Origin of the sequence: Kribbella sp. NPDC056861 (genome assembly GCF_040687575.1) — a bacterium.
Classification (GTDB): Bacteria; Actinomycetota; Actinomycetes; order Propionibacteriales; family Kribbellaceae; genus Kribbella.
Genome location: NZ_JBFBNQ010000005.1, coordinates 491,432 through 507,533, shown reverse-complemented (window position 1 = coordinate 507,533; position 16,102 = coordinate 491,432). Strand labels below are relative to the sequence as shown.

General features: G+C 68.7%; 14 protein-coding genes. 13 read left to right on the top strand and 1 reads right to left on the bottom strand.

Annotated features, from left to right (window positions below; genetic code table 11):
* Positions 1 to 414: 414 nt before the first annotated feature.
* From AB0P21_RS26610 to AB0P21_RS26575, 8 genes are read left to right on the top strand one after another with little or no spacing between them, the layout of a single operon-like run.
* Complete coding sequence (locus AB0P21_RS26610; protein WP_363699911.1) at positions 415 to 1,524, top strand: Gfo/Idh/MocA family oxidoreductase; 1,110 nt, start codon at positions 415 to 417, stop codon at positions 1,522 to 1,524.
* Positions 1,521 to 2,687 carry a DegT/DnrJ/EryC1/StrS family aminotransferase gene (locus tag AB0P21_RS26605; protein ID WP_363699909.1) on the top strand — a complete coding sequence of 389 codons (1,167 nt, stop codon included), beginning with the start codon at positions 1,521 to 1,523 and terminating at the stop codon, positions 2,685 to 2,687. The genes AB0P21_RS26610 and AB0P21_RS26605 overlap by 4 nt, the downstream gene beginning before the upstream one ends.
* On the top strand, positions 2,684 to 3,394 hold the full coding sequence (locus AB0P21_RS26600; RefSeq protein ID WP_363699908.1) for an acyltransferase: 711 nt from the start codon (positions 2,684 to 2,686) through the stop codon (positions 3,392 to 3,394). Before AB0P21_RS26605 ends, AB0P21_RS26600 begins: the two co-directional genes overlap by 4 nt.
* Positions 3,395 to 3,450: 56 nt before the next feature.
* Complete coding sequence (locus tag AB0P21_RS26595) at positions 3,451 to 4,080, top strand: sugar transferase (RefSeq protein WP_363699907.1); 630 nt, start codon at positions 3,451 to 3,453, stop codon at positions 4,078 to 4,080.
* Entirely contained in the window at positions 4,077 to 5,792 is a 1,716-nt protein-coding gene (locus AB0P21_RS26590; RefSeq protein ID WP_363699906.1) for a lipid II flippase MurJ, read from the top strand. The genes AB0P21_RS26595 and AB0P21_RS26590 overlap by 4 nt, the downstream gene beginning before the upstream one ends.
* On the top strand, positions 5,792 to 7,324 hold the full coding sequence (locus AB0P21_RS26585; RefSeq protein WP_363699905.1) for a hypothetical protein: 1,533 nt from the start codon (positions 5,792 to 5,794) through the stop codon (positions 7,322 to 7,324). Before AB0P21_RS26590 ends, AB0P21_RS26585 begins: the two co-directional genes overlap by 1 nt.
* A complete protein-coding gene (locus AB0P21_RS26580) occupies positions 7,321 to 8,691 on the top strand; it encodes a hypothetical protein (RefSeq protein WP_363699904.1) in 1,371 nt (456 codons plus the stop codon). The genes AB0P21_RS26585 and AB0P21_RS26580 overlap by 4 nt, the downstream gene beginning before the upstream one ends.
* Positions 8,657 to 9,694, top strand: coding sequence for a hypothetical protein (locus AB0P21_RS26575; protein ID WP_363699903.1), 1,038 nt, complete (start codon positions 8,657 to 8,659; stop codon positions 9,692 to 9,694). The genes AB0P21_RS26580 and AB0P21_RS26575 overlap by 35 nt, the downstream gene beginning before the upstream one ends.
* Here the strand turns inward: AB0P21_RS26575 and AB0P21_RS26570 are convergent.
* On the bottom strand, positions 9,650 to 10,852 hold the full coding sequence (locus tag AB0P21_RS26570) for a glycosyltransferase family 4 protein (protein ID WP_363699901.1): 1,203 nt from the start codon (positions 10,850 to 10,852) through the stop codon (positions 9,650 to 9,652). The two genes, AB0P21_RS26575 and AB0P21_RS26570, sit on opposite strands and share 45 nt — an antisense overlap.
* Positions 10,853 to 11,060: 208 nt before the next feature.
* On the opposite strand from AB0P21_RS26570, the gene AB0P21_RS26565 reads away from it, so the two are divergent.
* From AB0P21_RS26565 to mltG, 5 genes are read left to right on the top strand one after another with little or no spacing between them, the layout of a single operon-like run.
* Positions 11,061 to 11,483, top strand: a complete 423-nt coding sequence (locus tag AB0P21_RS26565; protein ID WP_363699900.1) for a DUF948 domain-containing protein — start codon at positions 11,061 to 11,063, stop codon at positions 11,481 to 11,483.
* A complete protein-coding gene (locus tag AB0P21_RS26560) occupies positions 11,480 to 11,719 on the top strand; it encodes a DUF6167 family protein (protein WP_363699899.1) in 240 nt (79 codons plus the stop codon). Before AB0P21_RS26565 ends, AB0P21_RS26560 begins: the two co-directional genes overlap by 4 nt.
* A gap of 5 nt (positions 11,720 to 11,724) precedes the next feature.
* On the top strand, positions 11,725 to 14,400 hold the full coding sequence (alaS, locus tag AB0P21_RS26555) for an alanine--tRNA ligase (protein ID WP_363699898.1): 2,676 nt from the start codon (positions 11,725 to 11,727) through the stop codon (positions 14,398 to 14,400).
* Between the two features lie 49 nt (positions 14,401 to 14,449).
* A complete protein-coding gene (ruvX, locus tag AB0P21_RS26550) occupies positions 14,450 to 14,890 on the top strand; it encodes a Holliday junction resolvase RuvX (RefSeq protein WP_363699896.1) in 441 nt (146 codons plus the stop codon).
* Positions 14,887 to 16,101: an endolytic transglycosylase MltG gene (gene mltG / locus AB0P21_RS26545; RefSeq protein ID WP_363699895.1), complete on the top strand. Its 1,215-nt coding sequence runs from the start codon at positions 14,887 to 14,889 to the stop codon at positions 16,099 to 16,101. The genes ruvX and mltG overlap by 4 nt, the downstream gene beginning before the upstream one ends.
* The last annotated feature ends 1 nt before the right edge of the window (position 16,102 follow it).

The following is a 16,102-nucleotide window of genomic DNA, read 5'->3' as shown; positions in this document are numbered from 1 at the left end:
TGGCCGGCACAATTGCCAGGGCCCGATCGGCTGCGAGACCCTTCGGTGTCGAATAGTTCGTGGTCGACACACCTCGGAAACCCTTGCCGGCGGGCTGATCGAAAAGCCGCGGCAGGTAAAGGAGTTCCCGCCGAAGTCCGGGTGAACAGTGAGAATTTGACCTGTGCCGCCGACGGACTGGCCCTTGCGGGTGTGCCCCGGACTGTGATTCTCTGTACCCGTCCGATTACCCAGCGAGTTCGCGAATTGCGAGCGGACGTAGGCCTGTACGTGATCTGAAAGACGGCCTATTGTTTCGTTGTCGGTTCAATCGACATTTGCTGACCGGGGGGTCGGTCAGGGGGTCAGCGGGGGCTGAGAGGCACCGCTGGTTGGCAGGGTCAGGGGTGGTCTCACTATGGGGGTTTTCCGGCAATGACAAAAGCTACTGGTCTGCGCGTCGGCGTAGTTGGCTGCGGTTACTGGGGATCGAAACACATCCGGGTCCTTCACTCGCTGGAGTCGGTCTCGACGATCGCGGTGATCGATCCGAACCCGGACCGGGCGGTGCAGCTGTCCCGCAACTATCCGGCGCTGGAGGCGTACAGGGATCTGGACGAGGCGCTGCCGCACCTCGACGCGGTGATCATCGCGACACCGCCGAGCACGCACAAACCGCTGGCGCTGAAGGCGATCGCGGCCGGCGTGCACGTGATGGTGGAGAAGCCGCTGGCGACCACCGCCGCGGACGCCCGGGACATGATCGAGGCCGCCAAGGCCCAGGACGTCGTGCTGATGGTCGGCCACACCTTCGAGTTCCACTCGGCGGTCTGGCAGCTGCGCGAGATGGTGCAGAAGAAGGAGCTCGGTGACCTCTACTACCTGGACACCGCGCGCCTCAACCTGGGCCTCTACCAGCACGACTGCAACGTGCTGTTCGACCTGGCGCCGCACGACGTCTCGATCCTGAACTACGTGCTCGGCGCGACGCCGGTCAGCGTGCAGTGCTGGTCGTCGCACCACGCCAACTCCAAGCTGGAGGACGTCGGCTACCTGCGGCTGCACTACAAGAACCCGGACGTGACGGCGAACGTGCACGTCAGCTGGCTGGACCCGTGCAAGGTCCGCCGGGTCACCATGGTCGGCAGCCAGAAGATGGTCATCTTCAACGACCTGGCGTCGGAGGAGCGGATCAAGGTCCACGACAAGGGCGTCTCGCAGTCGCCGCAGCTCGGCGAGGACCTGACCCAGCCGCCGATGTCCTACCGGTACGGCGACGTGGTGTCACCACACCTGGTGATGAACGAGCCGCTGATGGTCGAGGACGAGCACTTCGTCGACTGCATCCTGCTCGGGATGACGCCGCTGACCGGCGGCGCGAACGGGCTGGCCGTGGTCGAGGTACTCGAGGCCGCGCAGTTGTCGGCCGCCGAGGGGCGTGAGGTGCTGATCGACGAGATCCGGGCCGCCGGCCGGGCGAAGGTCGTGCTCGACGACGTCACGGTGCGCCAGAACGGTTCGGCCCCGGTGGGTGAACTGCGGTGACCGCGGACGTCTCGACCGACCGGCAGCAGCCGGCTCGGTCCTCCGAACCTGTGCCCTTCCTGGACATCTCCGGAGCCACCGCGGACGTCGTCGACGAGGTCCGCCTCGGCTGGGACGAACTGCTGACCAACGGCCAGTACGTCGGTGGCGCGGCGGTCGCCCGCTTCGAGAAGGAGTGGGCCGAGTACTGCGGTACCGCCCACGCCGTCGGCGTTGCCAACGGCACCGACGCGCTGCACCTCGCGATGCGTGCCCTGGGCATCGGTCCTGGCGACGAGGTGATCGTGCCCGCGAACACCTTCGTGGCAACGGCCGAGGCGGTCATCCTGGCCGGCGCCGCGCCGCGGTTCGCCGACGTCGACGACGGCACGCTGCTGATCACGTCGGAGGCCATCAAGGCCGCGGTCACGCCGGCCACCAAGGCCGTCGCGGTGGTCCATCTGTACGGTCAGCTGCCGGACATGACAGCGATTTCACAGACCTGCGCGGAGCTCGGGCTGCTGCTGATCGAGGACGCCGCGCAGGCCCAGGGAGCGACCTGGGCCGGCCGCCGGGCCGGTTCCTTCGGCGATGTCGGCTGCTTCAGCTTCTATCCGGGCAAGAATCTCGGCGCCTTCGGTGATGCCGGCGCCGTGGTCACCTCGGACCCGAAGCTGACCGAACTGATGCTGTCCATCCGCGACCACGGCCGGATGCAGTCCGCCGACGGTCACCACTCGCACGGAGTACTGGGGATGAACAGCCGGCTGGACGGGGTCCAGGCAGTGGTGTTGTCGGCGAAGCTGCGGCACCTGGACGGCTGGAACGCCAAGCGGCGCGAGCTGATGGCGATCTACCGCGAGCTGATCGACCCGCAGCGGGCCAAGCTGGTCGAGCAGTTGGCCGACGGCGAAGGCGTGCACCACCTGGCTGTTGTCCAGGTCGACCAGCGCGACCGGGTCCGCGAGCTGCTGGCCGAGCGGGGGATCGGGACCGGTATCCACTATCCCGTTCCCTGCCACGTGATAGGTCCCTACGCGCAGTACGCCGACGGACCGCTGCCGGTGGTCGAGGCGGCCGCCGCGAGGCAGTTGTCACTGCCGATGTACCCGCACCTGTCCCAGGACGACGCACGCCGGGTGGCCGAGGAGCTGAACGAAGTACTGAGGGAGCTGGAGCGATGAGCGGCCACCCGGCGGTGAACGCCGATCCGGGTGTCCAGCTCGGCTACCCCGCGGCGCGGGTGGCCGACCAGGAGCTCGCGCTCGGCGACGGCGCCCGGCTGCGCAGCGGCACGATCCTGTACGCCGGTTCGCGGATCGGCGAGCGGTTCGAGACCGGGCACAACGTGGTGGTCCGCGAGCAGTGCGAGATCGCCGACGACGTGTCGGTGTGGAGCAACACGGTGATCGACTACGGCTGCCGGATCGGGGCCGGGGTGAAGATCCACACCAACTGCTACGTCGCGCAGTACACCGAGATCGGGCCGGGCGCGTTCCTCGCGCCCGGCGTGACGATCGCCAACGATCTGTATCCGGGCAGCGCGGAGTCGGCGGAGGTGATGTCCGGCCCGCAGATCGGGGCCGGCGCGCAGCTCGGCGTCAACGTCACCGTGCTGCCGTTCGTCCGGATCGGCGAGAACTGCCTGGTCGGCGCGGGGTCCGTGGTGACCCGCGACCTGCCGGCCGGGACCGTCGCGTTCGGCAACCCGGCCCGGGTCCGCGGTCTGGTCGGCGAGCTGGAGGACATCGGCTCGCGGATCCAGCCCGACGACGGCTCGGCCGCGCGCTTCCGCTTCTCCAGCGACACCGGCAGTGATCACGACGGTGGCACCACCACCGACACCGATCCCGCGCTTGCCGCGGGTGTCAAACTGGAGGTAGCAGGATGAGTCTCCTCCGCGGTAGCCGGGCAACCCCCGTAGTCCGGCCTATTCCCGTCCGCGGAGTGAGCCGCATCATTCCGGTGGGGCTCGCGAAAAGGTCGCTCGACCTGATCCTTGCTCTCACCGGGATGGTGCTGGCTTCCCCAGTACTGCTGGGGATCTATCTGTGGATCAAGCTGACCAGCCCGGGTCCCGGGCTGTTCCGGCAGGTCCGGCTCGGTGCCGGCGAGCACGAGTTCGTGATGTACAAGTTCCGCACCATGCGCTCCGACGCGGACCCGCGGGTGCACCAGGAGTACGTGCAGCGACTGGCGGCGGGGGATGTCGAGAAGGTCGACGGCCTCTACAAGCTGCACCAGGACCCGCGGATCACCAAGGCCGGCAAGTTCCTGCGCAAGACCAGCCTGGACGAGCTGCCGCAGCTGCTGAACGTACTGCGTGGCGACATGTCGCTGGTCGGCCCGCGCCCGATGCTGCCGTTCGAGGCCGACCTGTTCGGCGACTGGGCCAAGCGCCGGTTCGAGGTGAAGCCCGGGCTGACCGGTCTGTGGCAGATCAGGGGCCGGAACAAGCTGACGATGGAGGAGGGTCTCCATCACGACCTGGAGTACGTCGCCACCCGCAGTGTCCGGCTGGATCTGCTGATCATGCTGAAAACGGTCCCGACCGTCCTCTGGGGGTCAGCGCGTTGACGACTGCCGATCAGAGCGAGCAGCTCACGTCGCCGGAGCCGGTTGCCGGTTCCGGCGACGAGCTGCGCGATCTGACCAGTGCCAGCGGTACGGCGCGCGACTCCGTCACGGTCGGCGTCTGGACCGCGCTCAGCCGCGGTACCGGCGTGATCCGGGTGGTCGTGATCGGCGCCGTGCTCGGGCCGACCTTCCTCGGCAACACCTACCAACTCACCAACTCACTGCCGAACCTGATCTACTACGGCTTCCTGGCCGGCTCGCTGTTCGTCTCGCTGCTGGTGCCCGCGCTGGTCCAGCACATCGACAAGCGTCGGCCGCGGGACGTCGCCCGGGTCAGCGGCGGCTTCCTCGGCATCGCGCTCACCGCGCTGCTGATGCTCGCGCCCATCGCCGTGGTGCTGCTGCCCGAGCTGCTCAAGGTGACCAGCATCGGCGGCGTCGGCCTGAGCGGCTCAGCGGCACAGGACAGCGGCCAGATCGGCGTCACCCGGCTGTTGATCCTGCTGACCATCCCGCAGATCTTCCTGTACGCCGTGGTCGGCTCGGCCACAGCGGTGATGTACGCGCATCGCCGCTTCGCCTTGGCCGCCGCGGCGCCGCTGGTCGAGAACCTGGGCATCATCCTCGTGCTCGGCCTGAGCGCGCTGCTGTACGGCACTGGCAAGGAGCTCGGCGCCCAGTCGACCGGGCAGGTTCTGCTGCTGGGATTGGGATCCACCGGCGCGGTCGCGTTGCATGCGGCGATCCAGTGGTGGGGTGCCCGCAGGGCCGGAGTACTGCTGCGACCGCGTGCTGGCTGGCGCGATCCGGAGGTCCTCGTCACGATCCGGAAGGCGTTGCGCTCGGTCAGCCAGGCCGGTCTGCTCGCTGTCCAGTTGCTGGCGCTGCTGCTCGTCTCCAACCGCGTGGCCGGTGGCACTGTCGCCATCCAGATGGCACTGAACTTCTACTACCTGCCGATCGCCCTCGCGGCGACGCCGGTGGCGCTGGCCTTGCTGCCGAGACTCTCGCGGCTGCACCAGAGCGATTCGACCGAGGAGTTCTCGAGCACCTTCGTCGAGGGTCTGGGGCTGGCCCTGTTCCTGGCAGTCCCGGCCGCGGTCGGCTTCGTCGTACTGGCTGACCCGATCGCGCACACCATCGCGGCGGGCCAGATGGCTTCACCTGAAGGCCTGACGATGATCGCGGGCGGTCTGGCGGCGCTCTCGCTCGGCCTGATCGGCGAGACCACCTTCTACGTGACCACCCAGGCTGCCTACGCCCGCGGGGACACCCGGACGCCGCTGGTGTCGATGGGGCTGCAGGCGGGGATCTGCCTGACGCTCTGCGCGCTGGCTACTCTCGCGCCGGCCCGCCTGTTGCTACCGGCCATCGCAGGGGCTTACGCGCTCGCGGCGGTCATCGGCGGCGCGCACCTTTTCTCGCGGATGGGCCTGGGACGTCGCGGACGGCAACTGCTCGGATCGCTCGGCCGCATCGTGCTCGGCGCAGTCGTGATGGCCGTGCCGGTGTACTTCGCGGCGCACTTCCTGGTGGCCACCATCGACGGCCGGCTCGGCCAGCTCGCCGCACTGATCGTCGGTGCGATGGTCGGAGCGATCACCTTCGGCATCACCCAGCTGGTACTGCGCTCGCCGGAGCTCGCCTGGCTCAGCTCCGGACTACGCAACCGGGGCGCCGCAGCCGCACCGGTCGCCGATGGGGAGACCTGATGACGGTCACCTTCCCGAACACCGTGGCCGGCCCCGTACGACGGGCCGGTCGGCCGCGTCTCGACCTGCTCGGTCTGGCGCTGGCCGGCCTGTGTCTGGCCGTCCTGCTCGGCGCGCTGCTGGCCGTGTCCGTCCTCTACGCGCTCGCGCTGGTCGCGGTCATCGGCCTGTCCGTGCTCGTCTGGCAGAAGCCGGTCACCGCGGCGTACCTGATCATCGGGCTGACTCCGCTGGTGGCCGGCATCGACCGCGGCCGGATCGTCCCGGTACTCCGGCCTAACGAAGCGCTGGCCGTCTTCTTCGCCGGCCTGCTGACCCTGCGGTACTTCGTCCAATACCGCCCCGGTACGCCGCTGCGGCCGTACATCACCCGGATCGAGCTGGCGCTGGTCTCGATCGCGGTCAGCAGCTCGATCCTGCCGCTGGCCTGGATGTTCCTGCAGGGCAAGGAGATCATCGCCGACGACATCTCCTACGCGTTGGTGCTGTGGAAGTTCCTCGGCGTCTACGGGCTGGTCCGGTTCACCGTCAAGACCCAGCGGCAGGTGCGTAACTGTCTGGCGGCGTCGATCGGCTCGGCGGTGATCCTCGGCACGATCGCCATCCTGCAGACGCTGGACGTGCCCGGCATCCGGCCGTTCCTGCTCACCTTCTGGGCGCCGTTCGGGTACGAGGAGCAGCTGGCGATCCCACGCGGCAGCTCGACGCTGTCGTTGCCGGCGGCAACGGCCGACGTACTGATCTTCAACCTGGCGCTGGCGATCGCGATGCTGTGGAAGAGCCGCAAGCAGATCGCGCTGCTGGTCGGCGCCTCGCTGGTGTTCGTGATCGGCACCTTCGCCGCCGGCGAGTTCTCGTCCGTGATGGGCCTGGTGGTCGGCGTCATCTGCATCGCGATGGCGCTGCGCCGGCTGGACCTGCTGCGGTACGCGCCGATCGGGCTGGGGATCGCGATCATCGCGGCCTGGCCGGCGGTGACGCACCGGCTGGAGGGGTTCCAGTCCGCGCAGGGGTTGCCGAACAGCTGGATCGTGCGCTGGTACAACCTCTCGATGTACTTCTGGCCGGACCTGTTCAGCGGTTCGAACGTGCTGTTCGGAGTGCGGCCGTCGGCCCGGGTGGTGGTGCTGTCGCAGGGCACCGGCTACGTCTGGATCGAGAGCGGCTATACCTGGTTGCTGTGGGGTGGGGGCATTCCGCTGTTCGCGGCGTTCGTCTGGTTCGTGCGGGTGTCGTTGAAGGATCTGTGGGCCCGGTGCAAGGACCTGACCGACTGGAGCGCGGTAGCGGCCGTCGGCGCCTTCACCGCGGTGATGGTGATCGTCGCGCTGATGAACTTCGATCCGCACCTGACCTATCGGGGGACGGCGGACCTGTTGTTCGCGCTGCTGGCGCTGGCAGCGGTGGGTAAGGGCGCGGCGACGGACAAGGGTCCACCGGACAAGATCGGGTCGCAACAGCGGCCCGGCACTGTCGAGGAAGGGCAAGGGGAGCCCATCATGGGGGCAGACGACAGGGGAGTGGACAGATGAGTACAGCCAGGCACCAGACGGTGAAGACGCGGGGGATCGTCCGCAGCTATCTCTGGTTGATCATCCTGGTCACCGCTCTGACGGCCGGGGCCGCGGCAGCGACCGTGGTCAGCCGGCCGAAGGTGTACGTCGGGGTATCCCAGGTGGTCGTGTACGCCGATCCGGCGCGCGGCGCCGGGGCCGTGCCCGACATGGGCACCGAGCGGGAAGTGGCCAACTCGGGTCTGGTCTCCGCGGCGGCGGCCAAAGCCCTGCGGATCGGCGTCACCGAAGCGACCGACGGCCTGTCGGTGTCGGTGCCCGTCGACGCCAACGTGCTCCAGTTCAAGTACACCTCGGCCAGCCGGGTGCGGGCGCTGAACGGCGCCGCGGCCTTCACCGACGCCTACGTCGACTACCGCAACAAGGGCCGGTCGGCGAAGCTGGCCGAGGTGATCTCGCCGGCCACCGTGCCGACCGAGCCCGAGACGGCGAACCTGCCGTTGATCGTCGGCCTCGGCCTGGTCCTCGGCGCGATGCTCGGGATCGGCTTCGCCTTCGTCTGGGACAAGGTCCGCGGCCGCTTCCGCGGCTCCGGCGACGTCACCCGGCAGACCGGCCTCAACGTGCTGGCCCAGGTGCCGGCCGTCAAGCAGCGGTTTCCGTTGGTCCCGGAGACCGGGCCGCCGACAGCGACGCGGGAGGTGTTCGGCTACCTGGCCGCCCACCTGACCACGCTGATCAGTCGCGGCAAGGGTGGTTCGCTGGTGATCACCAGCCCGTCGCCCGGCGCCGGCAAGACCACTGTGGCGGCCCAGGTGGCGATCGCGATGGCGGCGACCGGCAAGGAGGTCGTGCTGATCGGGGGAGACCTGCGTCATCCCGACCTGCACCTGCTCTTCGGTACGCCGCTGACGCCAGGGCTGACCGACGTGCTGAGCGACCGTTCGAAGCTGGACCGGGCCGTGCAGGCGACCGAGTTCGTCAACCTGCGAGTGCTGGCCGGCGGGACGCCGCGGGTCGGGGCCTGGATCAACGTCGAGGATCTCGAGCTGCTGCTGCAGGGGTTGTCCAAGCACGCGTTCGTGGTGATCGACGCACCGACGGCGATCGGCGCGTCGGAGGCCGCAGTACTGGCTGGCCGGGCTGATTTCACCTTGCTGGTGGTCGATCCGAACCGTGGTTCGCGGGTCGAGGCAGAGGCGGCCGTGGCCGCGCTCACCGGTGTCGGTGCGAACCTGATCGGTTGCGTTGCCAACCAGCCGAGGTCGCGGCGCTTCCACCGCAAGACCGTTCCTGCCGCGATCGAGCCGCACCAGGGCCCGCCGGCGGCACCCACCGCCGGGCAGCCGGATGGTGTCAGTACGTCGGAACACGTCGGGTACTGAGCGGATGTGGTCGGAGAGCCGGCTGCGGAAGAGGTTGGTTCGAGGGATCGTTGCCGCCGTCACGTTGACGGGGGTCTGGGTGGCGCTACCGGGAATGCACGGCCCCGGTAGCGACCCGCCCGCGGCCGAGGGGTACTGGCAGACCCTGTCGACCGGCTCCTGGTCGAAGCTGCCCAGCGATGCCGACTGTGCGGCGAAGGTTCATCGCTCGAAATGGGAACCTCGGCCGGGGAACAAGGTGCCGAACGAGACGATGCCGTCGGAGCAGGCCGTCCATCTGTCGCTGGCAGCTCGGCCCCACGACCCGCGCGCGGAGGCGTACGACCCGCAGTGGGACAAGTGGCTGCTCCCGAGGGTGACCGGGCACCACACCGGCACAACCGACGAGAACATCCAGTGGGCTGCTTGCAAGTGGGGCCTGGCCGACAACCTGGTGCGAGCCGTCGCGAACGCGGAGTCGACCTGGTACCAGAAGGACCTGTACCCGAACGGCGCCTGCGTGGAGAAGCGCGGCTGTGGCGACCTGTTCCCGAAGGCGACTCCGGCGTCGAAGGAGTTCTGCAACGGGCTGAAGAACCACGGCTACGACTACCAGCGCGACTACGGCACCGACCGCTGCCCGAAGACGTTCTCGATCATCGGCGTGATGTCCTACCAGGATCCGGCCTGGGGGCTGGTGCCGTCGAACCAGAACGGTACCTTCCCGTTCAACCGGGACTCGACCGCGTTCGCTCTGGACTACTACGGCGCGTTCATGCGCGGCTGCCTGGAAGGCTGGGCCTGGTGGCTCAGTGGCCGTGGCGCGGCGGCCACTCCCGCCGGTCCCCAGCGGCTGGACGGCTGCACCGGAGCCTGGTTCGCCGGAGCGTGGCGCACCAAGCCCGCGCTGGAGTACGTCGCGACCGTGCACAAGTTCATGGCGGAGCGGCCCTGGCTGGACCGCTCCTGGGCGTCGCCGTCAGCCTTCTGCAGCTGGCTGCGGCACTGCCCCGGCGAGAGCTGAGCTGATCGCCTTCAGATAGACCGGCGTCTGCCGCTCCCAGGCGAGCTCCTCGGTGATCAGGCGCCGGCCTTCGTCACCGAGCTGCTTGCGGGTGGTCGGGTCGTCCAGCAGCTCGGCCACCTTCGCGGCGATCTCCGGGATGTCGCCGACCGTGGTGAAGACGCCGGCGCCGTCGGCGAGCAGCCTGCTCTCCTGCAGGTCGAAGCAGATCACCGGCAGGCCCTGAGCCATGTACTCCATCACCTTCACCGGGGACACCTCCACCTGCAGGCTGGTGTCGATCCCGAGGTCGGCGGTGGCCAGGTAGCTGAACAGATCGGCCTCGGGGATCCAGCCGGGGAACGACACCCAGCGTTCCAGCCCGAGCTCCTTGGTCAGCGCGATGTGCTCGTCCAGGCATTCGCCGTCGCCGAGCAGGACGAAGCCACAGTCCTCGCGGCCGAGCTCGTGCACCAGGTGGTCGGCCACCCGGACGACGAGGTCGACCCGGTCCTGCCGGCCCATCTTCCCGGCCCAGCAGACCAGGTAGCGGTGGTCACCGCGCAGACTCGGCTCGGCCACGGCGTTCGCAGTACGGGCGAGGACGGGGCCGTTGTAGACCAGGGAGACCTTGTCGGGGTCCTGGCCGGCTCCCACCAGGCGGTCCTTGAGGTAGGAGTTCACCGTGACGCTGTGGTGGGCCACCCGCTGGGAGCGGCGCTCCAGCCAGTGCAGGACCTTGAACATGAGCTTCGGCGGCTCGTCGTACCGGTCGCCGAGCAGCTCGGGCATCAGGTCGCGCTGGTCGACCACGATCCGGGTGCCGGCCCAGCGCAGTACCCAGGCGAGCGGGAAGTAGATGTCCGGCGGCTGGCAGAGCTGCAGCACGTCGATGTGACCGCGCAGGCGCAGCTTGGCCAGGAAGAAGGTGGCCCAGGCGAAGGAGATGCCGTACTCGCCGACGTACCCGATCGCGCGGGTCGGCTGGGCCGGCGGCTTGTACTCGTAGAGCGTCAGCCCCGGCACGTCGCGGTACTTCGCGTTGCCGTCGTCGCGCATCGTGATCACCGAGACGCGAGCACCCGCGGTGAGCAGATCGTCGACCTGTTTGCGCAGCCTGGTGTCCACGGAGAGTGGAACGTTCTCCACCACGACGGCGACGTGCAGCTTCTTCGGCATACTTCCCCCAAACCCCTGAATACAGACTCCCCCCGGAGCTAGCGCCGAGTATTCCCTATCCGGTGACGCAGCGCACTTGTTCGATGTCGAGAAGCTGAGACGGCAGGGAGGGTGTCCCTGCGGCCGGGACTGTGCTACTTGCGCGATAAGGTCCCTGGGTACCCGGGGTCTCGGGACGGGGCAGTCGAACGGAAGGTGGATCGTAACCATGAGCGTCGGTGAAGTCGCGGGGCTGATAGCGGCCTGCGCACTCCTGATCCTGGTGGGCCTGCTGGCCTATCCGATCCTGAAGCTCGGCAAGGTGTTCGACGAGACCAGGATCATGGTCAAGGGCGTCTCGGACTCCAGCGTGCCGCTGCTCGGCGAGGTGACCAACACGGTCGCGACGACGAACGCGCAACTCGCGAAGGTGGACACCATCACCGACAACGCGACCACCGTGACAACCAACGCGGCCGCGCTCGCGTCCTTGTTTGCGGCGACCGCTGGTGGTCCGCTGGTCAAGGCGGCCGCGTTCACGTACGGCGTCCGCCGGGCGCTAGGCGAGAACCAGCGCCGCGACGTGTCCCGCCGGGTGAAGGACGAGATGAAGGCCGAGCGCAAGGCGAAGAAGCGGGGTGACCTCGGATGAAGCGGATCCTCTGGCTGATCATCGGCGTCGCGGTCGGTGTCTACGCCGTGACCCGGCTGAAGAAGCGGGCCCAGCTGCTCGCGCCGGACAGCCTGCAGCAGTCGGCCGAGAAGGTGGCCAGCGCGATCCGGCACTTCGGCGACGAGGTCCGGGCCGGGATGAACGAACGGGAGACCGAGCTGCGCGACGCGCTCGGCATTGACAACGCAGCTAACGAACGTGAGGACTACCGGTAACACCCATGGATACCAGTGAAGTTCGCCGGCGGTTCCTGAACTACTTCGAGGAGCGCGACCACACGGTGGTGCCGAGCGCACCCCTGCCGTCGCCCGACCCGAACCTGCTGTTCAACGTGGCCGGCATGGCCCAGTTCGTGCCGTACTTCGTCGGCCAGCAGACCCCGCCGTACCCGCGCGCGACCAGCGTGCAGAAGTGCGTCCGGACCCTCGACATCGAGGAGGTCGGCAAGACCACCCGGCACGGCACGTTCTTCCAGATGAACGGCAACTTCTCCTTCGGTGACTACTTCAAGGAGCAGGCCGTCCAGTACGCCTGGGACCTGGTCACCAAGTCGCAGGCCGACGGCGGCTACGGCTTCGACGAGTCCGTCCTGTACGCCTCCGTGTACTACGAGGACGACGAGGCGATCGACATCTGGAAGCGGGTCGCCGGGCTGCCCGACGACCGGATCGTCCGGCTCGGGATGAAGGACAACTTCTGGTCGATGGGCATCCCGGGTCCGTGCGGCCCGTGCTCGGAGATCCTGATCGACCGCGGCCCGCAGTACGGCGCCGACCGGGACTGGGAGGCGGGCGACCGCTACCTGGAGTTCTGGAACCTGGTCTTCATGCAGAACATCCGCGGCGAGGGTGGCAACGGCAAGGAGGGCTACCCGATCCTCGGCGAACTGCCGAAGAAGAACATCGACACCGGGCTGGGCCTGGAGCGGGTCGCGTACCTGCTGCAGGGCGTCGACAACATGTACGAGATCGACGAGATCTTCCCGGTGATCGAGAAGGCGTCCGAGCTGAGCGGCCGCAAGTACGGCGCCGACCAGATCGACGACGTCCGCTTCCGGGTGATCGCGGACCATGTCCGCAGCGCGCTGATGCTGATCGGCGACGGGGTCACCCCGGGCAACGAGCAGGGCGGCTACGTCCTGCGCCGGCTGCTGCGCCGCTCGATCCGGTCGATGCGCCTGCTCGGCTACGAGGACCCGAGCCTGGTCGAGCTGCTGCCGACCAGCCTGGAGCAGATGAAGAAGTCGTACCCCGAGCTGGAAGCCGATTTCCCGCGGATCAGCCAGGTCGCGTACGCCGAGGAGGAGGCGTTCCGGCGCACCCTGACGGCCGGTACGACGATCTTCGACCTGGCGGTCAAGAACGTGAAGGCCGAGGGCGCCGTGCAGCTGGCCGGCAACCAGGCCTTCCAGCTGCACGACACCTACGGCTTCCCGATCGACCTGACCGTCGAGATGGCCGCCGAGCAGGGTCTGCGGGTCGACACCGAGGGTTTCCGGTCGCTGATGAAGGAACAGCGCGACCGGGCCAAGGCCGACGCGCGGGCGAAGAAGGCCGGCCACGCCGACACCTCGGCGTACCGCGAACTGCGGGAGAAGGGCGTCACCGAGTTCACCGGGTACGACGAGCTGGCGACCGACTCGCAGGTCCGTGGCGTACTGCGGGACGGCGCGGTGGCCGGCGCCGCCGAGCAGGGTGAGACCGTCGAGGTGGTGCTGGAGAAGACCCCGTTCTACGCGGAGTCCGGTGGCCAGATCGCCGACGAGGGTCTGATCGTCGGCGACGGGTTCAAGCTGAAGGTGCTCGACGTCCAGCGGCCGGTCAAGGGTCTGATCGTGCACCGGGTCGAGGTGCTCGAGGGCGCGGTACAGGCTGGGCTTGACGTGCACGCGCAGGTCGACAAGGAGTGGCGGATCTCGGCCTGCCAGGCGCACTCCGGCACGCACGTCGTGCACGCGGCGCTGCGTCAGGTGCTCGGCCCGACCGCGTTGCAGAGCGGTTCGTACAACAAGCCTGGTTACCTGCGGCTCGACTTCGCGTGGTCGTCAGGGCTGGACCAGGCGACCCGGAGCGAGATCGAAGAGGTCGCGAACTTGGCTGTCCGGCAGGACCTGTCGGTCTCCGCGCAGTACATGTCGCTGCCGGAGGCTCGCGAGTGGGGCGCGCTGGCGTTGTTCGGCGAGACCTACGACGACTCGGTGCGGGTGGTCGAGATCGGTGGTCCGTGGTCGCGTGAGCTCTGCGGTGGCACGCACGTGAAGCACTCCTCGCAGGTCGGCGCGCTGACCGTGACGAGCGAGGCCTCGGTCGGTGCCGGGGTGCGCCGGCTGGAGGCGTTCGTCGGGATGGACGCGCTGCACTACCTGGGGCGCGAGCGGGCGCTGGTCCGGCTGCTCTCGGAGAACCTGAAGACGCGTCCGGAGGAGCTGCCGGCGAAGGTTGCCGACCTGTCCGAGCGGCTCCGGGTCGCGGAGAAGGAGCTGGAGAAGGTCCGCGCCGGTCAGGTGCTGGCCGCAGCGGCCGAGCTGGCGAAGGCGCCGAAGGATGTCTTCGGTGTCGCGTACGTCGGTCACCGGGCGCCGGACGGCGTGAGCGGCGGCGACCTGCGCAAGCTGGCGATCGACGTCCGCGGCCGGATGCCGCTCGACAAGCCGGCCGTCGTCGCCGTACTGAGCGTCAACGACGGCAAGCCCGCCGTGGTCGTCGCACTGAACGACATCGCCCGCGAGTGGCGGCTGAAGGCCGGCGACCTGGTCCGCACCGCGGCCGAGCAGCTCGGCGGCCGTGGTGGCGGCAAGGACGATGTGGCCCAGGGCGGCGGCACCGACCCGGCCGGTTCCGACAAGGCGCTCAGCTCGGTCGAGCACGCCATCGGTCACCTGGTCACCGGCGGATGATTCACGCCTGGCCCCCGCTTGGGGCACACTAGTGCGCCGCGGGGTACGGGTGGCTCTCGACATCGGTGACGCGAGGATCGGGGTGGCCAGCAGCGACCCGCACGGAGTTCTCGCGACACCGGTCGAGACGGTGAAGGCGGGCGCTGGGGCGCTCGAGCGGATCGTCGGGCTGGTCGGTGAGCTGGAGGCGTTCGAGGTGGTGATCGGGTTGCCGCGGTCACTGTCCGGTGGCGAGGGACCGGCCGCGGTCAAGATCCGGACCACCGCGGCGCAGCTGGACGAGTTGTTACAGAAGGGGAGTTCGGCGGTGGAGCTGAGGCTGGTGGACGAGCGGTTCACCACGGTCACCGCTGAGCGGATGCTGCGCGAACGGGGTAAGAAGGGCTCGAAGCGGCGCGCCGTGGTCGACCAGGCCGCGGCGGTCGTGATTCTGCAACACGCGCTCGACTTCGAGCGTGAGACCGGCAACCCGCCCGGGAGGCCCCTGTGAACGGAACCTCGGTGAACGAAGAGCGCGACGATTCGACCGACCACGCGCAGGCCGGCCTGGGCGACCACCTCGGGCTGCGCCCGGAGAGCCGGGTCGAGCGCCGGGCGAACCGGCGCAAGACCCGGGCCCGGCGCGGCTTCGGCTGCTTCGCCGGCCTGATCTCGCTGCTGGTCGTCGGCGCGCTGATCGGCGGCCTGGTGATCGGCTTCGGCAAGGGCCGGGACGCGATCGAGAAGGTGTTCGCCGCGCCCGACTACACCGGCGCCGGGACCAACGAGACCGTCACCGTGGAGATCGCCGCCGGGCAGAGCTCGCAGGCGATCGCCGACACGCTGGAGAAGAAGGGCGTGGTGAAGAGCGCCAAGGCGTTCGAGCGGGTCGCCCGCGACGACCCACGCTCCAAGAAGATCCAGGCCAACACCTACACGCTGAAGAAGGAGATGTCGGCGCTGGCGGCCCTGGAGCTGCTGCTCGACACCACCAAGTCCGTGCTGGTCACCCGGTTCACGGTGCCGCCGGGCCGGACCAAGGCCGAGATCGTCAAGCTGCTCCAGAACGCCAAGGCGGTCAAGCTGCCGCCGAACGCGGCGCTGGCCGCGATGAACCGGCCGCAGACGCTCAAGCTGCCGTCGTACGCGAAGAACAACCCCGAGGGTTTCCTGTTCCCCGGCACGTACGACATCCCGAAGGACGCCAACGCCAACGTCGTCCTGCGGATGGCGACCGGCGGTTTCGCCCAGGCCGCGGCCGAGCTGAAGCTGACCGAGACGGCCAAGCGCAAGAAGCTCGACCCGTACCAGGCGGTGATCGTGGCCAGCATCATCGGCGCCGAGACCAACCGCAAGCAGGACTACGGCAAGGTCGCCCGGGTGATCTACAACCGGCTCGCCACCAACACCAAGCTGCAGATGGACTCCACCATCCACTACATCGTCGGCCGGGACGGCAAGGTCTTCACCTCCGACGAGCAGCGCAACACCGAGTCGGCGTACAACACCTACCTCAACCGGGGACTGCCGCCGACGCCGATCAACTCGCCGGGCAAGGACCTGCTGAGCGCGGCGCTGAACCCGACTCCGGGACCCTGGCGGTACTTCACCCTGGTCGACCTCGACACCGGCGAGACGCTGTTCGCGGCGACCGGCGAGGAGCACCAGAAGAACGTCCAGAAGCTGCAGGCCTGGTGCCAGGCGCACACCGGCCGGTGCTGAG

What these genes read in the sequence shown, in the direction of transcription:
- alaS (WP_363699898.1), top strand. Translation starts at nt 11,725, where the DNA reads ATGGATACCAGTGAAGTTCGCCGGCGGTTCCTGAACTACTTCGAGGAG.
- AB0P21_RS26560 (WP_363699899.1), top strand. Translation starts at nt 11,480, where the DNA reads ATGAAGCGGATCCTCTGGCTGATCATCGGCGTCGCGGTCGGTGTCTAC.
- AB0P21_RS26580 (WP_363699904.1), top strand. Translation starts at nt 7,321, where the DNA reads ATGAGTACAGCCAGGCACCAGACGGTGAAGACGCGGGGGATCGTCCGC.
- AB0P21_RS26565 (WP_363699900.1), top strand. Translation starts at nt 11,061, where the DNA reads ATGAGCGTCGGTGAAGTCGCGGGGCTGATAGCGGCCTGCGCACTCCTG.
- AB0P21_RS26585 (WP_363699905.1), top strand. Translation starts at nt 5,792, where the DNA reads ATGACGGTCACCTTCCCGAACACCGTGGCCGGCCCCGTACGACGGGCC.
- AB0P21_RS26600 (WP_363699908.1), top strand. Translation starts at nt 2,684, where the DNA reads ATGAGCGGCCACCCGGCGGTGAACGCCGATCCGGGTGTCCAGCTCGGC.
- AB0P21_RS26575 (WP_363699903.1), top strand. Translation starts at nt 8,657, where the DNA reads ATGGTGTCAGTACGTCGGAACACGTCGGGTACTGAGCGGATGTGGTCG.
- AB0P21_RS26610 (WP_363699911.1), top strand. Translation starts at nt 415, where the DNA reads ATGACAAAAGCTACTGGTCTGCGCGTCGGCGTAGTTGGCTGCGGTTAC.
- AB0P21_RS26570 (WP_363699901.1), bottom strand. Translation starts at nt 10,852, where the DNA reads ATGCCGAAGAAGCTGCACGTCGCCGTCGTGGTGGAGAACGTTCCACTC.